Raw genomic sequence first — 21048 nt, 5'->3', positions numbered from 1 at the left:
ATATCGTGGTTCCATTCAACTAATGTGATATTATATTTTTCACTCAATGACACAAATTTATCTTTGGCATAATCCGAAATCGTATCATCTATTACTTTTCTTCGATACTTCACAACTAACACAAGATGGTAATGCATCAAAAATACTGAATGATTGTTACTGTCTAATTTCATTGTTATCTCAATCCTTATACTTAATAAGACTGATTATACCATAATAAGAAAAAAGACAAAATAAAAAACCTTTGGGCTGTCGCCCAACCGACATTCATCTCCCCCTTATCGTTGGCTACGCCCTTCACACGCTTGAAGAGGGAGACTTCTTTCGGAAGTGCGTTAAATGTCATTAAAAAACGCAGATAAAGACCCATTTTTATTATGAGTAGCTATTTGGTATGTAACTCAATAGACCTTCAAAGACCGCATACTGCCCTTCATGTTATTATCAAACAGTCTTTCAACGCCGTTCTTTCTCACATGCGCATTTATAAGTGCACAAAACTTTTTCAACTAACTTCTAGTTAAAACTTATCCTGCATGTATACTACTAAAAGAAAAGCCCTAGACAACTCACATGACTGTGATTTATCTAGAGCATTTCTCCTTTTATAAGTCTAAGCATTTAGCGTTAATCGCTTGTAGTAAAGCCAACCACCCGCAAGTAACATCGTCCAAAAACCGAGATAAAGGAACAAATACATTGATGTCGCCGTATGAGGTAATGTCTCATCATTATCACCAGATACAATTATATCATTTGTTTTATCTTCATCGCTACCACCAACAGAATGATCCGTATCCTCTTCGTCAACTTCACCTTGCTGGTCTCCACTTCCCTCATCTTCTAAAGGAGGGGCATCATCCCGAGTTTCAGCTAATCCATAACCACTAAAATGCCTTACAATTACCATGACCTGACCTGTTATGTCATTCACCATAAGGATGTCGGCAGACAAATTTTCAACCAGTGCATTTGAATCATCCACATACAAGACATGAACTTTTGTCCAATCCCTAACATCAGATGAATCAACATGAAATGTTAACACGATGCCTTCATCACTAAAATCAATTTTCTCACCGTTATGAGTGAGCGTATATGACAAAACATCTGACAATAATACGTCCTCTGTTCCTTCAAGAAGTGCTGAGGTCAACTCTGTAATATCTGTCATGGTGAGGGTAATTTCTGATAACCCTTGTAACACTGAAACAGGGATTTTCAAGGTGACCTCGTCACGGATAATTTCTAGGAATGCTTTTTTACTTAATTCATCCAGCCATGTGCCTTTAAAGCTGAGTGAATCAACATCTGTTTTCAATCGATAGAGTACTTCACCACTTTCAGTTTTCACATAGTCAAAAAATGCGACTGAATCAACGACAAAGCTTCCTTCATTACCATCCTCGTCTTCATCTTCTTCTTCATCTTCTTCACCTGGCTCAGTTTCACCTTCTGAGTCATCGTCTTCATCTTTTTCTTCATCTTCTTCACCCGGATTAGATTCACCTTCTGAGTCATCGTCTTCATCTTTTTCTTCATCTTCTTCACCCGGCTCAGATTCACCTTCTAATATGTGACGCTTTTCTTCTTCATAGTCAGCTAAAATCTGTTCATCCGACAAGACGTGACCATCATAAATGATCACTTCATCGATATAGCCTTTATAAGGTGTATCCCAATAATTCACTCCAAGACCAAAAGTAGCATCATTCGTTTGAAACACATTTGGGAATGCTTCACCTTCAAACATCTTTTCACCGTTAATATATATCTTCAATTGACCAAAATCTACCGTGAACGCTACATGCGACCATTCATTTGTCGGTAAAGTATAGTCAAGTTCTGCATCATACCACGACGTTCCTGACCAAAGTTTTGTTAAACCTTGCCCGTGGGAACCACCTGGTAAGAACGATAACCACCGCTCAGGTGTATCAGCCGCGAAAAAAACTGTTGTAAAGTCTCTTAATTCTTCTGGATTTAACCAAAATGAGACAGAATAGCTTCTCTCAGTGATGAGACCTCGACCTAGATTTACACCTTGTTCTCCATTAAGATAGAGCGCATGATCTAAGCCCGCTTCAACAAATGTGGGGTCTCCACCAAATGTATCAAGTCGTGATGTTGTACTTTGTGCTTCATTAAAACGTCCTTGATTATCTTCTAACCCTTGATTAAAGCTAAAGTGCGCTGTCGGTTTTACCTCAGTTTCTTCGTGACGCACTTCCGGCACTTCACCACGATATAACGCCTGGACATCCTCAACAGATACAGCATGCGCTTGATAAATAACTACCTCATCAATGTAGCCTTTAAATGCTGTATCAAACGGATTCACACCAAGTAGGATTGTTAAGTCATCACCATTTACGACAGGGTTAAAGTCATTAAAGCTGCTGACGCGTTCACCGTTAAGGTAGATGTTTCCTCTACCATACGTATTCGTTAAAACGACGTGATGCCACTGATTAACGGTTGCTTTTTTACCCGTTATACCATCGAACCAGCGCTCATTTGGTGTTGCTACGCGCGACCATAATAAGATTTCGTCATTCCAACCTTTCGGATTCACGGTAAACCAGTGATCCGCGTCACGCATGACAAATAATGACGGCGTAAATGAAGTCAATGTTTCTGGATTAAACCAAAAACTAATAGAATAATGATTTTCAACTATCAAATCTTGCGGTAATTCAATCCCTGATTGACCATCAAAATAAGCCGCTTGATTAAATTTACCTTGATCGAATATAATGTCGCCATTCCCCTCAGTATCAAGCGGGTTAGCACTTGTCACGACACCAGATAATTGTTGATTTGTTTCATCATCTAAGTGCCCATCAAAACTATAATGAGCTTGTAATCTCGCTTCTTTAATACTATTGACGGTCACATCAAAGGATTTATTCATCTGTGTCTCACCTAAAGTAACCGTTGCGATAAGTGTCACCGTCGCATTAGCTTCCCCAACATGAGGTCTGGTTACAGCACCTAAGGCGGTAATCACATCCGTGTCAGAACTTGACCATTCAATTGTCGCTCCTATTGCGCCCATTGTCGGTAACGTAAGGTCTGCAATTGTCTGTTCTGGTAACTGTAATGATGTCAAGATTTTCTCGACAATCGCTTCGTCTGTTTCGCCCGATAACGGGTGCTTCACTCCCCATTGTACTGACCCATCTTCTGCTAAGACAGAGAAGGTCGTTAACCAGCGGGCACTCACCTCATCCCACTGTGTGAGAACAACACCTTTTGCGACGTAGTCAGTGGTTGAGAGCGTTAAATACGCGCCATCTTTTTCCCACGTCCCTGTAATGGCACCTGAGATTTTTCCATCCGATTCTAAATGAATCAATGATGATGTTTTAATCGCAACATCATTATTCTTTCCGTGGTCAATATACTTGTATGTGCCTAACACATCTAAATAATCTATGTCTGCATCAAGCGTTTCACCTGCATAACGCAGAGGTGCCATCACACGCCACCCTTCTTCGTTGTTAAACAGTTGATGTACCCTTAATTCATGTTGTTCCCCGCGTTCTGGGAACCGGGTATGAAAGACATTGAATTGTTGATTTGTTGCTTGATCTGTATAAATAGAGTTATGTCCCGGTGATACATAACCATAGCCATTTCCACTACCAGGTTCGCCTGCTAGACGATTAAATAAGAAGTTGCCAGTAAGTTTATTACCATAACCGGCATTGCTGACATTGCCAGGTAATACCGCTGGCTCACCTGCTCTGTCAACATACGGACCATCTGGCTGTTCCGAACGGAACTGTCGCATATGATAAGCACCATCTGCTCCTAACCAACCATACGTGACATATAGATAGTAGTAGCCATCCTGAGGGTTATATTCTACATATGGCCCTTCCCCTGACTTCGTATACCCTCCTGAGATTTTCGTCCCAAAGTAACGGTCAATCATACGACCATCCGCTGTCGTACCATCTACACCCGGGTAAATAACCTGACCCGTTGTCTTATCAACTTCTATAATAAATATACCGCCTGACCACGACCCGTAAGTCATCCATAGCGTCCCATCAATATCGTAGAAAAGATTGGCATCAATCGCATTCGTAAACACGGTGTTATTATATCCACCTGACGCGTTAAACCATCCAGACCTCACACCTTCAATAACACCCGCATCAATCAATGCAGGAATATTCGTGTTTTCTACGTGTTTATTAATTGTACTATCAGCATCATATGCTTCATGATTCGTAAAACCAGAATAAATTACTGTATCGACATGTTCATATGGCCCTTCAATCTCTTTGGCGACCGCATAACCAATGACCGAGCGAATATACGTACTCGAGGCACTGTAATAAATCATATAAGCACCTGTTGTCCCGTCTTCCCATTGATAATCTTTATTAAAGAAAGCCTCGGGTGCCCATACAGCATAGCCACCTTTACTATCACTATCGTCTTCACCTGCCCATAAAAAGGCTTCTGCTAAGTTGACACTTAGATCTTTATATAGGATATTTCCCGGTGTCGTATAACCATTGGTGAATGTTTCCCAGTTCATTAAATCTCTCGACTTCGCCGCCTCACCATGTGTACCAAAGGCATAAAAGTAGCCGTTACTTGCGATAATCGATGGATCGTGTACACCCACATTCGTGAAGCTTGGTATTTCCTGTTTTTCTGGTAGCGATGGAATATCTAAATTAGTAATCACTTCCTCACTAGGTGGTGCTTGTTCATTTTCTGATGAGTCACCTACCTCATCGTCTATACCTTCATCTGAGCCATCAGATGTTAAATCATGTCCAAACGCTGATGCAGTAAGTTGATAATAAGCTTGGATCGTGTCTTCTCCAACGACCTGACCGTCAAAAAACATCAACTCATCCATCAAGCCATGATAATACGCATCTGGAAATGGATTAAAACCGAGTAAGAAATCATTGAAACGTCCCGTAAATAAATCTGGCGCCTCAGCAATGGCGCCAACAGCTACACCGTTTAAGTATAACCTGACGGTATCATTTGTCGCTGTAATAAAGACATGTTGCCATTCGAATGGGTCATGTGCTGGTAGAGGTGTGTATTGATAGTTATTTGCTAAGCCATCAACATTCTCACCTACCGCATAAATGAGTTCACCCGTTCCAGCGACGGCTGGCGAAAACGATGTGCGATAATCCGTCGTACCGAAAAACAACGCACTCGTAAACGTAGAAATATCACCTGTTTGTTTTAACCAGAAGCTATAGCTGTAACTATCAGATGTGAGTAATTCCTCGGGTAATTTTATACCTGTTTCACCGTCAAATACAACCGCTTGATTTAAACCACTAGAAACAAAATCAAAGGTATAGTTCTCCTTTTCTCCCCATGTTGAAACACCTTCTTCAAAGCGTGTCCACGCAACACCTGATTGACTTGGTTGTTTGGCATCAGCTAAGTCACCATCAAACGGGAAATAAGCTGTCGGCGTTAACAAAGGCGTTGTCTTGTCACTATGACTTGTCTGAGCAACAAGTTGTAGTGTCGTTGTTGGAAACAGCAACAAAAAAATGAGCAATACGGCTAATCGTCGTTTCATTCAGATAATTCCTCCTTGTTATTAATCTGTACGTATACTTATAAAATATAAAAAACTAAAAATAAACCTCCTTTGATTATTTAGTGAACATATTATTTAAATGAAAGAAAGCGTTTACATTACATTATAATATACGTACGTAATTATATTTTTAATATATATCAAAATATACGTAAGTACAAGTTATTTTTTTATTTCACTTAATTATTTATCACTTTTCTAACACAAATCTAGCCCGTACTATTCTTTAATATCGTCATTTAACCTTTACTCAGTTTTTAAACGTAAAGAAACCACCTATTAAACAAAAACGTCTAATAGGTGGTTTCTTTCATTTGAGAAAAGCTTCGTTACTTATGCATTAACAAACGCATTGACGCGCTGCATCACTGCTTCTTCAATTTCCTGAAGTTTTGATTTTGTTTCATCTTCTATTTCTCCAGTAACGCCAAAGTAAAACTTCACTTTTGGTTCTGTTCCTGATGGTCGAACACAGAACCATGAACCATCGCTTAAGAAATATTTTAAAACATTTGATTTAGGTAAATCAATGACCGTCACATCATGTGACGCAACATCTGTTCGTTCACTCGTTTTATAGTCTTCGATTAAGGCAACTGTAAAATCAGCCACTTCTGTTGGTGGTGTATCTCTAAAGTCTTTAATTAACGCTTCAATTTTCTCAGATCCGGCTTTGCCTTTAAGTGTCAATGAACGCAATGACTCATAATAAAAACCATACTTCTCAAATAAAGCTTGAAGTCCTTCGTATAGCGTTTTGCCTTGTTTTTTATAATATGCCGCTACTTCTGCCGCTAACATTGCTGCTTGTACGGCATCTTTATCACGAACAAAGTCGCCGACTAAATAGCCGTAACTTTCCTCATAACCAAAGAGGAATTCACGCTCATCTGATTCAAAGTTATGAATTTGTTCACCAATAAATTTAAAACCGGTGAGTGTATCAATCGTATCTAGTCCGTGATACGTCGAAATATCACGACCAATTTCACTTGTAACAATCGTTTTAAGTACGGTTAAATGTTTGTTAAATTGACCGGTTGTCTTTTTCGCTTCAATCAAGTAATCAAGCATAAGCGCACCGACTTGGTTACCTGTTAAAACAACAAAGTCGCCTTCGTTATTTTTCGCAGCCACACCGACACGGTCAGCATCTGGGTCTGTTCCGATTAATACGTCAGCACCTGTTTCAATCCCTTGTTTAATGGCGAGTGTAAAGGCCTCATTTTCTTCAGGATTTGGTGATTTGACTGTACGAAACATCGGATCAGGTAGTTCTTGTTCTGGCACGACATCGACATGAGAAAAGCCCATATTTTTAAGCGCTTCTCTTACTGGTAAATTACCTGTTCCGTGTAGTGGCGTAAAAATAATCTTTAGCTCATCTTGGATACTGTCAATCATTTCTTGGTCTTGAACGATGGTCAATAATTCCTGTTGATAGGCACGGTCCACGACTTCTCCAACCATCTCAATCAGACCTGCCGCTTTTAATTCCGCTTCATCCTTAACGGTGATCGTCAATTCATGTTCCACCGCATCTACTTCTGCGATAATCTGTTCTGCCTCATCAAGGAGGACTTGACACCCTTGATTATTGTATACTTTAAAGCCGTTATATTCCGGTGGGTTGTGACTTGCGGTAACCATAATACCGCTAAAACAATTCAAGTGACGCACCGCAAATGATAGCTCTGGCGTTGGTCTAAGTGCCTCGAATACATACGCTTTAATACCATGTGTTGCGAGTACTTTTGCTGCTTCCATTGAAAATTCAGGTGATTTAAAACGTGAATCATAGGCAATTACTACCCCGCGTTTTTTTGCCTCTGCTCCATTTTTCGCAATATAGTTACTTAAGCCCTCTGCTGCTTTACGGATTGTGTACACGTTTAAACGATTTGTACCTGGACCAATTTCCCCACGCATACCACCTGTACCAAACTCGAGGTTTTTGTAGAAACTATCCTCTAATTTTCTCTCATCATCTTTCATTTCGTCTAACTGTTGTTTTAGTTCTGCATCAAGATTTTCTGCATGTAGCCATTTTTCATAAGCTTTTCTATAGCTCATTTGTTTCGCCCCCTAAACAATTGATAGTGCTTTCACGTTTTCATTATATCAGAAATAGTAGACTTGTGAACTAGAAAAAAACGAAAAGAGTTACCGATAAGGTAATCTCTTCCCGTTCATTACTTCATTATTTCACTTGTTTTAAAACAGCAACACCAAACGCCTCGAGCGCCAAATGTCCTGATAGCGTTTCTTTGGTCAATACTTCTTTAAATGTTTCTTTAAGTGCTAACGTGACCGGTCGTTGATTGAAATTCATGACGAATATATAAGCCGCTTCACTATTCTCTCGTCGACTAACAGATACACCTTCAGGTAAATTCGTATCTAAGGCACGTGCAATACCTAACTGATCTATCAATTGGCGATAAAAATCACATTGAAAATCTAGCTCAAACCGAGCAGCTTGATAGAAAGCTTGACCTTTCCCTAAGTGATTAACGGTCAATGCAGGATAGCCACGGTAAAAATCTTGATCATAGGTCATCAGCGTTGTCGCTGTTTCTGTATGAGCTAAATCACATAATTCTTTAATACGATAACGGCCATTTAACATTAAAGCATTTCCTGTTAGAGCTGACGCTTGATTGTATTCTTCGTCTCTGAGTGCATCAATTTCTTCTGACCAGATACCGAGCGTTTTTCTAAGCGGACCAGGGAAGCCACCGAGATAGGTTAAGTCCGTCTCATTAACAATCCCAGACCAATAGGTCGAAACAAACGTCCCACCTTGTTCAACATACGCTTCAATTTTCTCCCCAATGCCTGACCTCACCATATAAAGCATCGGTGCCACTACGAGCGCATAAGTCGATAAATCTCGTTCTGAGCTAATAACATCAACGTTAACACCTTGTGCAACAAGTCCGCGGTAATGTTCTAAAACGGTTTTTTCATAATGGACGCCGCTGTTGCGTGGTCCTTGGGCGTCATTAATTGCCCAGCGATTTTCCGTATCAAAAATCAACGCCACCTTCGCATCAATCCGAGTACCAACGACCTCAGCTAACGTTTCAAGTGATGCACCTACAGCCGCGACATCTTTAAACACACGTGTATGTTCATGACCGACATGGTCAACAACCGCTCCGTGGAATTTTTCACTTGATCCTCTACTTTTACGCCACTGGAAATACTGAACCGAATCAGAGCCATGCGCGACAGCTTGGAGTGAGCTTAAGTGATGCACACCTGGCTTTTTTAACTTACTAATCGCTTGCCAATTCGTTAAGCTTGGTGTTGATTCCATGAGCAAGAACGGTTTTCCATCTTTTAATGAACGGAACCAATCATGGTTCATCGCTGTATAACTTGCGACATCTAAGTCACTCTCTTCGAAGTGCCACGTTGGGTATGAGTCCCACGAGACGATATCTAAGTCATCTTTAAAACGGTCATAATTTAATCCTTCGAATAACTCCATAAAGTTTGCGGTCACAGGGATATTCGCATTCTTCTCTTTTAACGGCTTAACTTCGTGTCGATAAAAATCAAGCGTTTGATCAGTCACAAAGCGCTTCCAATCAATGTTCTGGCCATGAACAAACTCTTCACCATGGGGAGCAGGTGACTCAACTTGTGTAAACGATGTATACGTGTGACTCCAAAACGTCGTCCACCAAGCATGATTTAGTGCATCTAGCGTTTCATACTTGTCTTTTACCCATTCTCTAAAAGCTTGTTGGCAATAGTCACAGTGACAATCTCCACCGTACTCGTTGGAAATATGCCAGCCTAAAACGGCAGGATGTGCGCTATAACGCTCGGCAAGTTTCGTATTCATTATCGTTGTTTTTTCACGATACACTGGTGAAGTGTAACAGTGATTGTGGCGCATCCCATGTAAATTACGCTGACGTTGTTTTGTAACCCGCAGCACTTCGGGATATTTTTCTGACATCCATGTTGGCCTTGCACCAGTTGGCGTAGCAAGAAATACGGAAATACCGTTGTCATACAAACGGTTAATAATCGTATCTAACCAGTTAAAATCAAATATTCCTTCTTCAGGTTCAAGTTTAGCCCATGAAAAGATGCCGACAGACATGACATTGACTTTTGCTTTTTTCATTAAGCGTAAATCTTCTTCAAATATAGCTTCATCATGAGCCCACTGTTCCGGATTATAATCCGCCCCGTGCAACATGACCTGCTTTTTCGTTACAGCTTGACACATTTTATTCACCTTCATTTTCTTTAACATTTTATTCTTAGCTAACGGACTGACTTACCGTTCACTTTCAGTATAAAGCGCATACAAATCAAAAGATAGGGGGAAAATAATCAACTGTACTTTCAGATTCTTATACTTTTCTTCTTGTTTAAACGACGCCATTTGCTTTCATTTACTTAGGTCTGTCGTAGACATTTGACATTAATCTTTCTTATGTTGGTCACGGTATTGTTTGGGCGTCATCCCTGTTTTAGTCTTAAATGTTGATACAAAATGACTGACCGCATTATATCCGACCATTTCCGCTATTTCACGTAACGTTAAACTCACATCTGTCAGTAACAAGCGTTTAGCTTCACGCATTCTCAACTGGACTAGAAAAGCATAGGGACTAAGTCCAAACGTCTCATGGAAAAGTTTATTAATATGCTGGCTACTTAAATGCGCATGTTCACTCATTTCGTGCAAGCCTATATTTTCACTGTAATGTTCTTCTAAAAAATCAACAATCGGACGCACACGACTGAAGGAGTGATTTTTCGTAAGTTCTGTACGAATATCACCGTATTGTTTGATCGTCATTAAAATATCATACATATAGCTTGAGCGAATAAAACTTTCACTTATTGTTTCTTTATCTTGCGCATGTAAGAACGAAAAGACACGACCAAGTGCTTGTTTAAACACACCTGTTTCACTTTCACGATAGACAGCGGCTTGATTCATATATAGAACATCTAATATCTTGTCAACCGCCTGGCCTCCGAAGGTGGCATACACAGTAGACCATGTGCTTGTTATTTCATAATGAGGGTGATAGCTATGCGCCGTATAAGGAGGCAAAAGTAACCCTTCCCCTTTTTTTAAATAAATGGTTTGATCAATGCATGTCACAACGCCCTCTCCATCAATCGTCTGGAGCCAATGATAGTATGGATAGCCCTCAGGACGTTCAAAATCAAGCTCTCTTGGATTAAAACCAATACTATCTAAATAGATAGGGACATTATGGTGATCAGTATACGTATAACGAATTTTTTTATCCATTGTCCACTTCCTCTTATCTTTATTATCATATCATCGCTATTCTTCATTAATAGTTGATAACTATATCCAGTATAACTTAAGAAGTTATTTTAACAAAGATGTGTGTGCATTTTGTCTAATCGCTAAAATTTGCGACAATCTTGTGAAACGACCTAGTCAAAGGGAGTAATATACTATAAAATGAATTATGATAAAGACCGAAATGTAAAAGGAGCGAATGTGGTGACTGTAAATCAATTGAAAGATGAAGTAAAAGTATTTAGTTTAAGTTCGAATAAACCGCTAGCTGAAGCGATTGTGAAAGAACTTGGGATTGACTTAGGTGAATGTACAATTAAGACGTTCAGCGACGGTGAGATTCAAATTAACATTGAAGAAACTGTGCGCGGATACGATACTTACATCATTCAATCTACTAATGATCCATCCGATCAACACTTAATGGAAACACTTATTATGTTAGATGCATTTAAACGTGCTTCTGCGAAGACAATTAATGTAGTTATACCTTACTTTGGCTATGCGAGACAAGACCGTAAAACGAAATCTCGTGAACCGATTACCGCAAAACTGATTGCGGATATCATAGAAAAAGCAGGTGCCACACGTGTCATGGCTATGGATTTACATGCGACACAAGTTCAAGGCTTTTTCGATATCCCTGTTGATCACTTAAATGGTCAACCTATTTTGGTTGATTACTTCTTAAAGAAAAACTTAGAAGATGTGGTTGTCGTAGCGCCAGATCATGGAAGTGTTAAACGCGCCAGAACATTCGCTGAACGCATCAATGCACCGATTGCCATCTTAGACCGACGTGGCCCTCGCGATACCGTAGAACACGGTCATCTATCTATTGTCGGAGATATTGAAAATCAAACGTGTATTTTAATCGATGATATTGTAGATACTGGTCGACGCATTTCTACAGGAGCAGAAGTGCTCATCGCCAATGGCGCAAAAGATGTTTATGCGACATGTACTCACCCTGTATTATCGGGGATTGCCCGACAAAATATCGAATTATCACCGATCAAAGAACTCGTCGCAACTGACACCATTGACATCCCTGAAAAGAAACGGTTTGATAAATTAACAGTTTTATCAACGGCTCCTCTTTTCGCAGAAGCGATTCGCCGTGTTCATTTTGAAGAACCGGTTAGTCCTTTATTTAATTATTAATGTAGTAAAAAAGAGATGACGTCACTTGTCATCTCTTTTTTTATAAGTAATTAAATGTAAAAACAATAGCGCTGTTAGTCTTTTTCTGTTTTAAGCTGTCAAACTTTAAAAGTTATGAATCCTTTTTGTTCTTGTTTTTTCCTTTATCGTGTTAGAATACAGTTAAGACACATTATAAGGGAGCGATTACATGGACAAAAAACGTTTGATTATTTATCCGGTCTTATTTATTATCACATTAGCTATTGCGACACTTGGATTTACTCGCTTAGGTTTTGATGGCTTAATCATGCCAATGCTTGTCACCTATCTTTATTTTACGACTATTTTCGTTATTGCGACCATCATTAAGAATAATTCTATTGTTGATATTGGTTGGGGAATGGGTTTTGTCATTGGAAGTTGGGTCACATTAGCGATTACTGAAAATCCAACAGTCCTTTCATACTTAGTTGTTGGTTTTATTACACTTTGGGGACTACGTTTAAGCATACGCTTACTTAAAAGAAACTACGGTAAACCAGAAGATTTCAGATATGCTCAGTGGCGTAAGGAGTGGGGAGAGAATGTAGTGATTATTGCTTTCTTCCGCGTCTTTATGGTGCAAGGCATCATTAACTTTGTCGTTGGTTCTGCAGGTTATGCGATAATCAAATTTAATACGTTTGATTTTAGCGGTTTAGAACAAATCTTTGTTTACCTTGGGTTGTTGATTGCTTTTGTTGGTCTTTTCTTTGAAGTGGTTGGGGATGAACAATTGCGTCAACACATCAAAAAAGGCACCCGAACATTACTTCAATCAGGGCTATGGTCTATTACGCGTCACCCAAACTATTTTGGTGAGATTATGATATGGATTGGGCTGTATATTGCCGGTCTTTCGATGTTAGTTGACGGTTCTATTTCAGTGATTTATTACGTGACACTGATTTTATCACCGCTCATTATGAGTACGGTATTAATCAAAATCTCAACACCACTTCTCGAGAAAAACATGGAGAAATACGCCGGATGGGAAGACTATAAAAAACGTGTCCCTATGATTTTCCCTTGGGCTAAATAATGCGTGACACAATTAAAAAGATGATCTAACTTTCTTAGTTAGGTCATCTTTTTTTATTGGTCATTCCGTCGTCACTAACGTTCTTTAGCATCTCTTTACATTTATAGACGTTCTGCTAAGTTTTTCTCTTGAAAAAACAGGCTATTTCGTTATAATAGAAACGTTGCACAAAAATGTGCGCGTGGTTCGCAATCATCCCACGTAAAAAAACTAGCAGGAGGAGAAGAAAGATGTTAAAAACAAAATCATTAGTAACAAATGCGGTGATCGCAGCACTTTACATTGCGATTTCCCTTGTACTCGAACCACTTAGTTTTATGAGTGTGCAGTTTAGAGTGCCAGAAATGTTCAACCACTTGGTGGTCTTTAGTCCCCGTTATTTCTTTGGGGTTGTTATGGGGGTGTTTATTACAAACCTCTTTAGTCCACTCGGTATTTATGACTTATTCTTTGGTGTTGGTCATTCAATCATTTCACTTGGACTACTTATTCTTATTCGTCGATCAGTGAAAAACATCAAAGCCTTACTCGTCATTAATACACTTATCTTTACAGCGACGATGTTTATTATCGCCTTTGAGCTTTACTTGGCACTTGAATTACCATTCTGGTTAACGTATTTAACGACAGCACTCGGTGAGTTTGGTGTAATGGCAATCGGGGCTCCGATTATGTACACTTTAAATAAATCGTTAAATTTCAAAAAAATAATTGAACAATAAGAAAAACACATCTACCCTGAACTGCTCCCTGTCTACTTGACAGAGAGCAGTTCAGGGTTTTTTATTATTTTTTAAAGCATTAATTGTTTGAAAACAGGGCTTGAAACCATTTTTTGAAGATACCTTCATCTTCTGTTTCAACATCCTCAAGTCCTTGATGATACACTTGATAATGATTTTTCCCATCATGCTTAGCCGCATACATTGCTTGATCGGCACGTCGAATCAGGGCTTCTTTCGTTTCGCCATGTTCGGGATATAGACTAACACCAATACTTGCGGATACTTTTAACTCATGTTCTTTTATAAAGACGGGTGATTGTAAGCTATCCAAAATTCTTGTAGCAATCACTTCGATCTCTTGTTGTTCGGTTTCTTCAAAGACAACGATAAATTCGTCCCCACCAAATCTAGCAATTAAGTCTTCTTCTCTTACACAATCATCTAAACGTTTGGTGATTTCGACTAAATATAAATCGCCAATCTCATGGCCAAGCTCATCATTTATCACTTTAAAATCATCTAAGTCAAGAAACATCATCGCAAAAGGATGACCATGTCGTTTTGAACGAGCGAGTGCTTTTTTTATATGACGATCCAACATTTTTCGATTAGGTAAATCTGTAAGGTCGTCAAAATAGGCCATCTTTCTAAGCTGGTGTTCTAATGTTTTTTGATCTGTCACATCAATAAGTTTGCCATACACCTTAACAATCACACCAGATGCATCTGCGACTGGTTTAGCTACTTTTTGAATCCACTTCTCTCCTTTTGTTGGGTGGATAACACGGAAAGTATGATTAACACTCACCCCTTTAAATAATAGCCGATGATGTTCCATCACTTCTCGTAAATCTTCTTCATGTACGAGTTGATGCCACAGCCTGCCGTCTTGATTAAACTGTGCCTGGGTAAAACCAAATAAAGCTTCGACACCAAGCGAATAATAAAACTGTTGTTTTCTTACATCTTCAATATAGAGCGTGGCGCCGTCAAAGGCATTAAAAAATGCTTCAAACTCCTGCTTGTCACGTTCGCTATTTCTTAGTGCGTTCTCTAACATGGCAAGCTTAGTAACTCGACGCGCCTCTTCTTCCGCTTGCTTCATTTTTAGCATATGATAACGTCTGAGTTTGTACGTTAAAACAACTGCCAAGAACACGAGACCAAGGAACGCAAGCCATGGCGAGAAAAATATCACTACACCGATGGTAATGATGAGTAGATAGATGAAGTGATGCGTATAAATATCCATCCATTTTTTCATTAAGCTAATCTCCTTCAAGTAAAATACAACTAGATGTATAAGCGAAAAGCATTCCACGACTTTTATGGGACGAGCTTTTCTCAATGTTAAAATTTTAGCAGTAATTTTTAAAAATGCAAACTAAAAAGTTGTAAAATGTAACGGTTTATGTTGTTTTTTTCATTATAATTTATCATATGAAGAAAAAACTCAGACTTCTTACCATTTACAACACGTTTTCTAAGCGCTACAATAGGGAACAGTAAAAGTGTAAACATCCATACGATAATGGCAAAATATCCGAAAGGATATGACGCAAAGCTACGGATCTAAAGCGCTGAGCTATGACCGCCGGGTTACCTTATGGACGAGATTGTTGGATGATTTATCTTTTTAGCTAGCCATTTTGAAAGAAGGGATATACATGCCAACTATTTTACTTGTGGATGATTCACGTTTTATGCGGCAATGGATTAAAAAAATACTCCAACAGAACTCGACCTATCACATGATTGAGGCAAAAAACGGACGTCAAGCTGTCGACATATATAAGGTGAAGCAGCCTGACCTTGTCATAATGGATATCGTTATGCATAACGGTTCGGGCCTTGATGCTTTAAAAGAAATCATCACTTTTGATGCTTCCGCCAAAGTCATTATGTGTTCATCGATGGGAACTAAACAGCACGTGCTTGAAGCGTTAGATATCGGCGCAAAAGACTTTGTCGTCAAACCTTTTTTTGATGGCTTACACGAGCGTGTAGAAAAACAATTAGGAACAAGTACCTTAGGTTAATATTACTTTTCCACTAATCGCTAAGATTAGTGGTTTTTTTACATTTTCCATTCGTTATTTAAAGTCACTTATAGTATACTAAGAAGTACCAACTTATCGTATTCGAGGTGAAAAAATGGCTTTTCAAACCTATCCATCGCTCTCAAGAACAGACCTTTTATCTTTATTGGATCAAGCTAATCTAGGTTTACTTATTCTTCGTGATGACTTCTCATTCGTTTCATTATCTGAATCAACGAAACAGTGGTTCATTGATAGAGACTTTTTAGAAGTTTTTAAACTATCGCATATTATAAAACTCGATAATGTAGACTGCCAAAACCTATTAAAGAAACTGGATAAAGAGGAGCAAACAAAAATTAATGCGCCGTTACTAAACGATGACGATACGACAATCATGATGCAACTTGAAAAAATCACCATCAATGAAGGTGATGTCATTATTGGCACATGGCACTTACATCACGATGTTACAACGCTCACCTCGCTTGCTAAAGAGACGATGTTTGATGAAGTATCACACGGGATCTTCACCTTAAATAAAGAAGGCATCTTAACGCATGCCAATAGCCACGCTCTAAAGCTTCTTAAACATGCCACTGATTCGAGTATGGGGCAACATTTCTTAACTTTCGTTACACCAGAAGAACATAATAAAGCAACACGGGCATTTAATCAGATGCTTCACGGAACGACAACAGAATTGGAATTAAAGGGATTAACAAAAGATGGCGATAAAAAACAGCTGTTAATAAGAGGTATCCCGTTAATTAATGACAATGTTATTCGCGGAGTCGTCGGTGTCTTACACGACACGACAGAAACATATCAAATAAAAAAACAGTTGAAACAATCCGAGATAGCGTATCAATCATTGTTTAAAGCAAATGCTGACGCTGTTATCACCTTTGATTTAACAGGACGATGTTCCGCACTTAATGATGCGACCGTGACATTAACAGGCTATACCCGGGATGAACTTATTGGACAGACCTTTCACTTTTTAATTAAACCAGACCTTCTAAAAGAAACGCTGGCTTATTTTAAGTCAATTATCACGGGAGATACGATTGAGTATGATACGGTAATCGAAACCAAAACAAAGGTGCATAAACCAATCAATGTGACACTCATTCCAATGATTATTGACCAGAAAGTACAAGGAATCAATTGCATCGCCAAAGACATGAGTGAAAAACAACGCTTAGATCGTGAATTACATTATTTTGCTTATCATGATCATTTGACAGGATTGAAAAACCAAATTTCTCTAACAAAAGACATCGATCAACTGATTCATCATGGGTCAACCGCGACGTTTGCGCTACTATTTGTCGACTTAGATCGATTTAAGCTCATTAACGACACACTTGGTCATTCAAAAGGTGATGTACTCCTGAAACAAATTGCTGATAGAATCGGATCGTTCATGAGAAAATCATTACAGTCTTATCGATATGGCGGGGATGAATTTATTATTCTATATCCCAACGCCTCAAAATTGGACATACAACTTTATGCAGAGGGATTAATTAATGTAATGAGTGAGCCTTATATGATTGACGGTATCGATATTGTCAATACGCCTACCATTGGCATCAGTCTTTATCCTGAGGACGGGAAAACAGTTGAACATCTAGTTAAAAGAGCGGATCAAGCCATGTACTTCGCAAAAAACACCGAACGGGGCACCGTCCAGTTCTATCAAGAAAATTTACCTGTTCAAATGAAAGGTATACTAGAAATTGAATCCGGCCTAAGAAGAGCCGTCGAACATAATGAATTTGTTTTACATTACCAACCGCAAATCAATACGAAATCCGGCTCTATTTATGGATTAGAAGCATTGATTCGTTGGAACTCGCCAAAGCGCGGCTTAATTCCTCCTAACGTCTTCATTCCGGTCGCGGAAGAAACAGGATTGATTATCCCTATTGGCGAATGGGTAATAAAAGAAGTCGCACAAATGATTCAAAAGCTAAAAAAACTTGGCATTATCTTACCAATCAGTATCAATTTATCGATTCGGCAATTTTATCAACGCAATCTCGTGGAGCGGATAAAGACGATTCTTTCCACTCACGATGTCGACCCTAAAATGATTATACTAGAAATTACTGAATCTATGGCAACTGACGCTGCCACAGCATTAGTTATTTTGAAAGACTTGAAAACACTCGGCGTAAAAATTGCCATTGATGATTTCGGTACAGGTTATAGTTCACTTAATTATCTCAAGCAATTTCCGATTGACTATTTAAAAATTGATCAGTCATTTATTTCTGACATCTTAGATGATCAAGATGATCGTGATATTACCGATTCAATTATATTACTTGGCCACCGATTAAATCTTGACCTTGTCGCAGAAGGTGTAGAAACAAAAGCACATGTTGAATTGTTGAAAATTATGCATTGTGATATTTTACAAGGCTATTACTTCAGTAAGCCACTACCAGAGGATGCACTCATTCACTTTCTTAACACATATCAACCTTAAATAGTTGCAGCTTTTTTAACCTCAAAGCCTAAAAGCACTAACCAATATGTGGTTAGTGCTTTTTTAATGTCTTCATGTTAGTAATTGTTCTAAACAATATAACACGACAACGTCTTATTTAATAAAACAACTCTTCTAATGCTTGCTCATAGTATTGATTAATACGCTCTGTTAAGTCTGCTGAAATATCATATGGGTTAACGTCACCATTTGCCGCAGCAGCTTCAATATCACCATATTCGCCACCAAAGTAGACTTCATCTAAGAATGTTTGGAAGCCAGGTGCACTTGCTCCACCAAGTGGTACAGGTGATTTTGCACGCGCTAAGAAATCATCATAGTATTGTTCCTCTGGAAGCAATGTACGTAAACGATCCCAAATTTCTTGGTTATCGATGATAGGTAACCCATCTGGATGTGTAAATACTGACGTACCATCTTCTCGTGTTAATGTTTCGAATGCTTCTAACTTCGCATTCCAACCATCTTCTCCCCATCCGAAGAACTTAAGCAATTCATAAGCTTCCCGTGGATGTTCAGTTGCTGCTGAGATTGATCCAAAATCAACAAACGCTGGTTTATTTTCAGTTGCCGCATCGTCACCTTTAGGTACTACATATGGTACCCATTTAATACCTTTGTCAACAAACTCATCTGTCTTAAAGTAATCAACTGTCCACCATGCATCAAACTGCATCGCTAAGCGACCTGATGATGCTGCCCATAGTAAACGGTCACCAAAGGCTGCTTCTGCTTCATCTGTATCAAAGAAAGGCGCATGGTTTCCATTACGCACTAATTCAGCGTGAAGAGCTAAAGAGTCATCCCACCAGCCAGTTAAGTCGTACTTTTCGCCGTCCCAACCGAATTCACCGATGTTGTCACCGTTCACAATTGGTCCCATTGTTACTAATTTAGTGAATGTATTATAACCGAAAATACCTTCTTCAGGTACTGTCATTTCTTTAATTAACTCAATCATTTCATTCCATGTCCAATCCGCAGATGGCATTTCTACGTTTTGAGCATTAAATAGATTCTCATCTAAGAAAATAGTATACGGTAAGTAACCAGCAGGTGCTGCCATCTTACGTTCACCATCAAAGTATCCTTGGTCTTTTAATGTATCAAGGATCGTATCACTTTCTGGGTCACTCTCAAATAACTCCGTAAAGTCGCCTAACCACATGTTTCGAATCGGCACATCGACATTGCCTAAGTACCAGAAGACATCAGGTAAATCACCTGTTGAGGCAAGGTTTGTTAAGTGATCATTCCAGCCTTCTTGTTCTAGTTGATGAAGTTCAACCGTAATATTTGGATACTTCTCCATGAACTTTTCAGCTAAAAACGTTTGAAGTTCAAAGTTTTGCCAAGAAGCATACGTCAACGTAATCTCTTCTTCTGTCATTGGCGGTAAACCAGCGGGTTCTTCATCGCCACCCTCTGTTCCCTCACCATTACCACTATCTGTTTCTGTACCTGAATCGGCGCCACTATCGTTAGCACCATCATCACCACAACCTGAAACTACGAGCACCATTGCGATTAATACCGACAAGATCATAAACCATGCTTTTCTCGTCATTTTTTCTTCCCCCATTCTTTAATGGAATTTTAATTTATACTACAGGGCGAAATTATTCGCCCGTAATACCAGTGTTGTCGACACTTTCAACGAAGTATCGTTGTAAAAAGAAGTACGTAATAAGTAAGGGTAAGATACTGACCATCGTACCGGCCATCTTAATGCCCTCATTAATTTTGTTTGGTCCAGCTTCTGTTGCTGGATAGAGTGTTTCATAATTTTGACTAAAGGATTGTAACTGAAGCAAGATTGTCGTGATATCGGTACTAGAACTCGTTAAATAGAGTGAGGTCAAGTATGTTTCATTCCAATACCAGACGAATGAAAATAAGAATGACACAATAAACGCTGGAACAGCCATCGGAATAGCAATTTTAAAGAAGTTTGTAAATTGACTCGCCCCATCTACCTCTGCTGCCTCATAGAGTGACCTTGGTGTCTGTTTGAAAAACTGGTAAAAAATCAAGATAAATATCGTACTATTTAACCCCTGACCAAGACTAGCGGGCACAATAAAAGCGAGTAGAGAACCCGTTAATCCGAGTGTGCTAAACAAACGGTAAGTTGGCATCATCGTGATTTGCGGTGGGATAATAAAACTAATAATCATTAGCGCAAACCAGAATTTTTTAAGTGGAAATTCAAACCTTGCGAACCCGTACCCAACAAGTGAGGCAACGGCTACTTGTAGGAGTGTTGGAAATAATGCAATTTGCAAACTCCCAAGGAGCGCAGGTCTGACATTAAGCACTTCATATGCTTGCTTGTAGTTAGACAAATACAGACTGGATGGAATCCAATTAATTGCCGAATCAAGCAAGTCACTGAGTGATTTCATACTCGTCACAAACATATAAAGAATAGGATAAAGGTAAACAAATCCTATACCAAGCAGCAATAAATAGATAACGAGCTGCATGAGAAAACCTTTTCTATCATTAAACCCGAGGAAGAAGTGTTCCATTCTCAGTTTAATTAAACGCATTTTCTGTTTTGTATTTAATGTGTCGTTCTTTAATACCGTAACGACACTCGTCGCATTTTTAGCTGACATGAACA

13 protein-coding genes and 2 riboswitches are annotated in these 21048 nt (G+C 39.0%); of the genes, 5 read left to right on the top strand and 8 right to left on the bottom strand.

Annotation, left to right across the window (positions count from 1 at the left end; all coding sequences use genetic code 11):
- From BM163_RS06790 to BM163_RS06770, 5 genes are all read right to left on the bottom strand, one after another.
- Window positions 1-173 (bottom strand): transposase (locus BM163_RS06790; RefSeq protein ID WP_177200255.1); only part of this gene is annotated, 173 nt, incomplete at its 3' end.
- A gap of 440 nt (window positions 174-613) precedes the next feature.
- Window positions 614-5578: a LamG-like jellyroll fold domain-containing protein gene (locus BM163_RS06785; RefSeq protein ID WP_089801501.1), complete on the bottom strand. Its 4965-nt coding sequence runs from the start codon at window positions 5576-5578 to the stop codon at window positions 614-616.
- 354 nt (window positions 5579-5932) lie between these two features.
- Complete coding sequence (locus BM163_RS06780; protein WP_089801499.1) at window positions 5933-7672, bottom strand: phospho-sugar mutase; 1740 nt, start codon at window positions 7670-7672, stop codon at window positions 5933-5935.
- A gap of 127 nt (window positions 7673-7799) precedes the next feature.
- The gene (locus BM163_RS06775) at window positions 7800-9848 is read right to left on the bottom strand and encodes a beta-galactosidase (RefSeq protein WP_089801497.1); all 2049 of its coding nucleotides are present in this window, start codon (window positions 9846-9848) and stop codon (window positions 7800-7802) included.
- A gap of 198 nt (window positions 9849-10046) precedes the next feature.
- Complete coding sequence (locus tag BM163_RS06770) at window positions 10047-10892, bottom strand: AraC family transcriptional regulator (RefSeq protein WP_089801495.1); 846 nt, start codon at window positions 10890-10892, stop codon at window positions 10047-10049.
- A 180-nt stretch (window positions 10893-11072) separates the two neighbouring features.
- Between BM163_RS06770 and BM163_RS06765 the strand changes: the two genes are divergently transcribed.
- The 3 genes from BM163_RS06765 to BM163_RS06755 all read left to right on the top strand — a co-directional run bounded on the left by BM163_RS06765 (window position 11073) and on the right by BM163_RS06755 (window position 13859).
- Complete coding sequence (locus BM163_RS06765) at window positions 11073-12074, top strand: ribose-phosphate diphosphokinase (protein ID WP_089801493.1); 1002 nt, start codon at window positions 11073-11075, stop codon at window positions 12072-12074.
- 190 nt (window positions 12075-12264) lie between these two features.
- Window positions 12265-13137 (top strand): DUF1295 domain-containing protein, encoded by an 873-nt coding sequence (locus BM163_RS06760; protein ID WP_089801491.1) that lies wholly within the window; start codon window positions 12265-12267, stop codon window positions 13135-13137.
- 175 nt (window positions 13138-13312) lie between these two features.
- Window positions 13313-13357, top strand: a riboswitch (PreQ1 riboswitch).
- A 10-nt stretch (window positions 13358-13367) separates the two neighbouring features.
- Window positions 13368-13859, top strand: coding sequence for a QueT transporter family protein (locus BM163_RS06755; RefSeq protein WP_089801489.1), 492 nt, complete (start codon window positions 13368-13370; stop codon window positions 13857-13859).
- A 79-nt stretch (window positions 13860-13938) separates the two neighbouring features.
- Here BM163_RS06755 and BM163_RS06750 read toward each other — a convergent pair whose 3' ends face one another.
- The gene (locus BM163_RS06750; protein ID WP_089801487.1) at window positions 13939-15126 is read right to left on the bottom strand and encodes a sensor domain-containing diguanylate cyclase; all 1188 of its coding nucleotides are present in this window, start codon (window positions 15124-15126) and stop codon (window positions 13939-13941) included.
- 259 nt (window positions 15127-15385) lie between these two features.
- A riboswitch (cyclic di-GMP riboswitch) is annotated at window positions 15386-15469 on the top strand.
- A 60-nt stretch (window positions 15470-15529) separates the two neighbouring features.
- On the opposite strand from BM163_RS06750, the gene BM163_RS06745 reads away from it, so the two are divergent.
- Window positions 15530-15901 (top strand): response regulator, encoded by a 372-nt coding sequence (locus tag BM163_RS06745; RefSeq protein WP_089801486.1) that lies wholly within the window; start codon window positions 15530-15532, stop codon window positions 15899-15901.
- Between the two features lie 115 nt (window positions 15902-16016).
- Window positions 16017-18401 (top strand): sensor domain-containing protein, encoded by a 2385-nt coding sequence (locus tag BM163_RS06740; RefSeq protein ID WP_089801484.1) that lies wholly within the window; start codon window positions 16017-16019, stop codon window positions 18399-18401.
- Window positions 18402-18519: 118 nt separating this feature from the next.
- Here the strand turns inward: BM163_RS06740 and BM163_RS06735 are convergent, their stop codons facing one another.
- Entirely contained in the window at window positions 18520-19989 is a 1470-nt protein-coding gene (locus tag BM163_RS06735) for an ABC transporter substrate-binding protein (protein ID WP_170243674.1), read from the bottom strand.
- A gap of 52 nt (window positions 19990-20041) precedes the next feature.
- Window positions 20042-21043: a carbohydrate ABC transporter permease gene (locus BM163_RS06730; RefSeq protein WP_229675523.1), complete on the bottom strand. Its 1002-nt coding sequence runs from the start codon at window positions 21041-21043 to the stop codon at window positions 20042-20044.
- Window positions 21044-21048 lie beyond the last annotated feature (5 nt).

Source organism: Halolactibacillus alkaliphilus, from assembly GCF_900115465.1.
GTDB classification, from domain to species: domain Bacteria; phylum Bacillota; class Bacilli; order Bacillales; family Amphibacillaceae; genus Halolactibacillus; species Halolactibacillus alkaliphilus.
This window is presented reverse-complemented; position numbering and strand designations above follow the sequence as displayed.

What these genes read in the sequence shown, in the direction of transcription:
- BM163_RS06735 (WP_170243674.1), bottom strand. Translation starts at nt 19,989, where the DNA reads ATGACGAGAAAAGCATGGTTTATGATCTTGTCGGTATTAATCGCAATG.
- BM163_RS06775 (WP_089801497.1), bottom strand. Translation starts at nt 9,848, where the DNA reads ATGTGTCAAGCTGTAACGAAAAAGCAGGTCATGTTGCACGGGGCGGAT.
- BM163_RS06745 (WP_089801486.1), top strand. Translation starts at nt 15,530, where the DNA reads ATGCCAACTATTTTACTTGTGGATGATTCACGTTTTATGCGGCAATGG.
- BM163_RS06730 (WP_229675523.1), bottom strand. Translation starts at nt 21,043, where the DNA reads ATGTCAGCTAAAAATGCGACGAGTGTCGTTACGGTATTAAAGAACGAC.
- BM163_RS06785 (WP_089801501.1), bottom strand. Translation starts at nt 5,578, where the DNA reads ATGAAACGACGATTAGCCGTATTGCTCATTTTTTTGTTGCTGTTTCCA.
- BM163_RS06780 (WP_089801499.1), bottom strand. Translation starts at nt 7,672, where the DNA reads ATGAGCTATAGAAAAGCTTATGAAAAATGGCTACATGCAGAAAATCTT.
- BM163_RS06765 (WP_089801493.1), top strand. Translation starts at nt 11,073, where the DNA reads ATGAATTATGATAAAGACCGAAATGTAAAAGGAGCGAATGTGGTGACT.
- BM163_RS06760 (WP_089801491.1), top strand. Translation starts at nt 12,265, where the DNA reads ATGGACAAAAAACGTTTGATTATTTATCCGGTCTTATTTATTATCACA.
- BM163_RS06755 (WP_089801489.1), top strand. Translation starts at nt 13,368, where the DNA reads ATGTTAAAAACAAAATCATTAGTAACAAATGCGGTGATCGCAGCACTT.
- BM163_RS06740 (WP_089801484.1), top strand. Translation starts at nt 16,017, where the DNA reads ATGGCTTTTCAAACCTATCCATCGCTCTCAAGAACAGACCTTTTATCT.
- BM163_RS06750 (WP_089801487.1), bottom strand. Translation starts at nt 15,126, where the DNA reads ATGAAAAAATGGATGGATATTTATACGCATCACTTCATCTATCTACTC.
- BM163_RS06770 (WP_089801495.1), bottom strand. Translation starts at nt 10,892, where the DNA reads ATGGATAAAAAAATTCGTTATACGTATACTGATCACCATAATGTCCCT.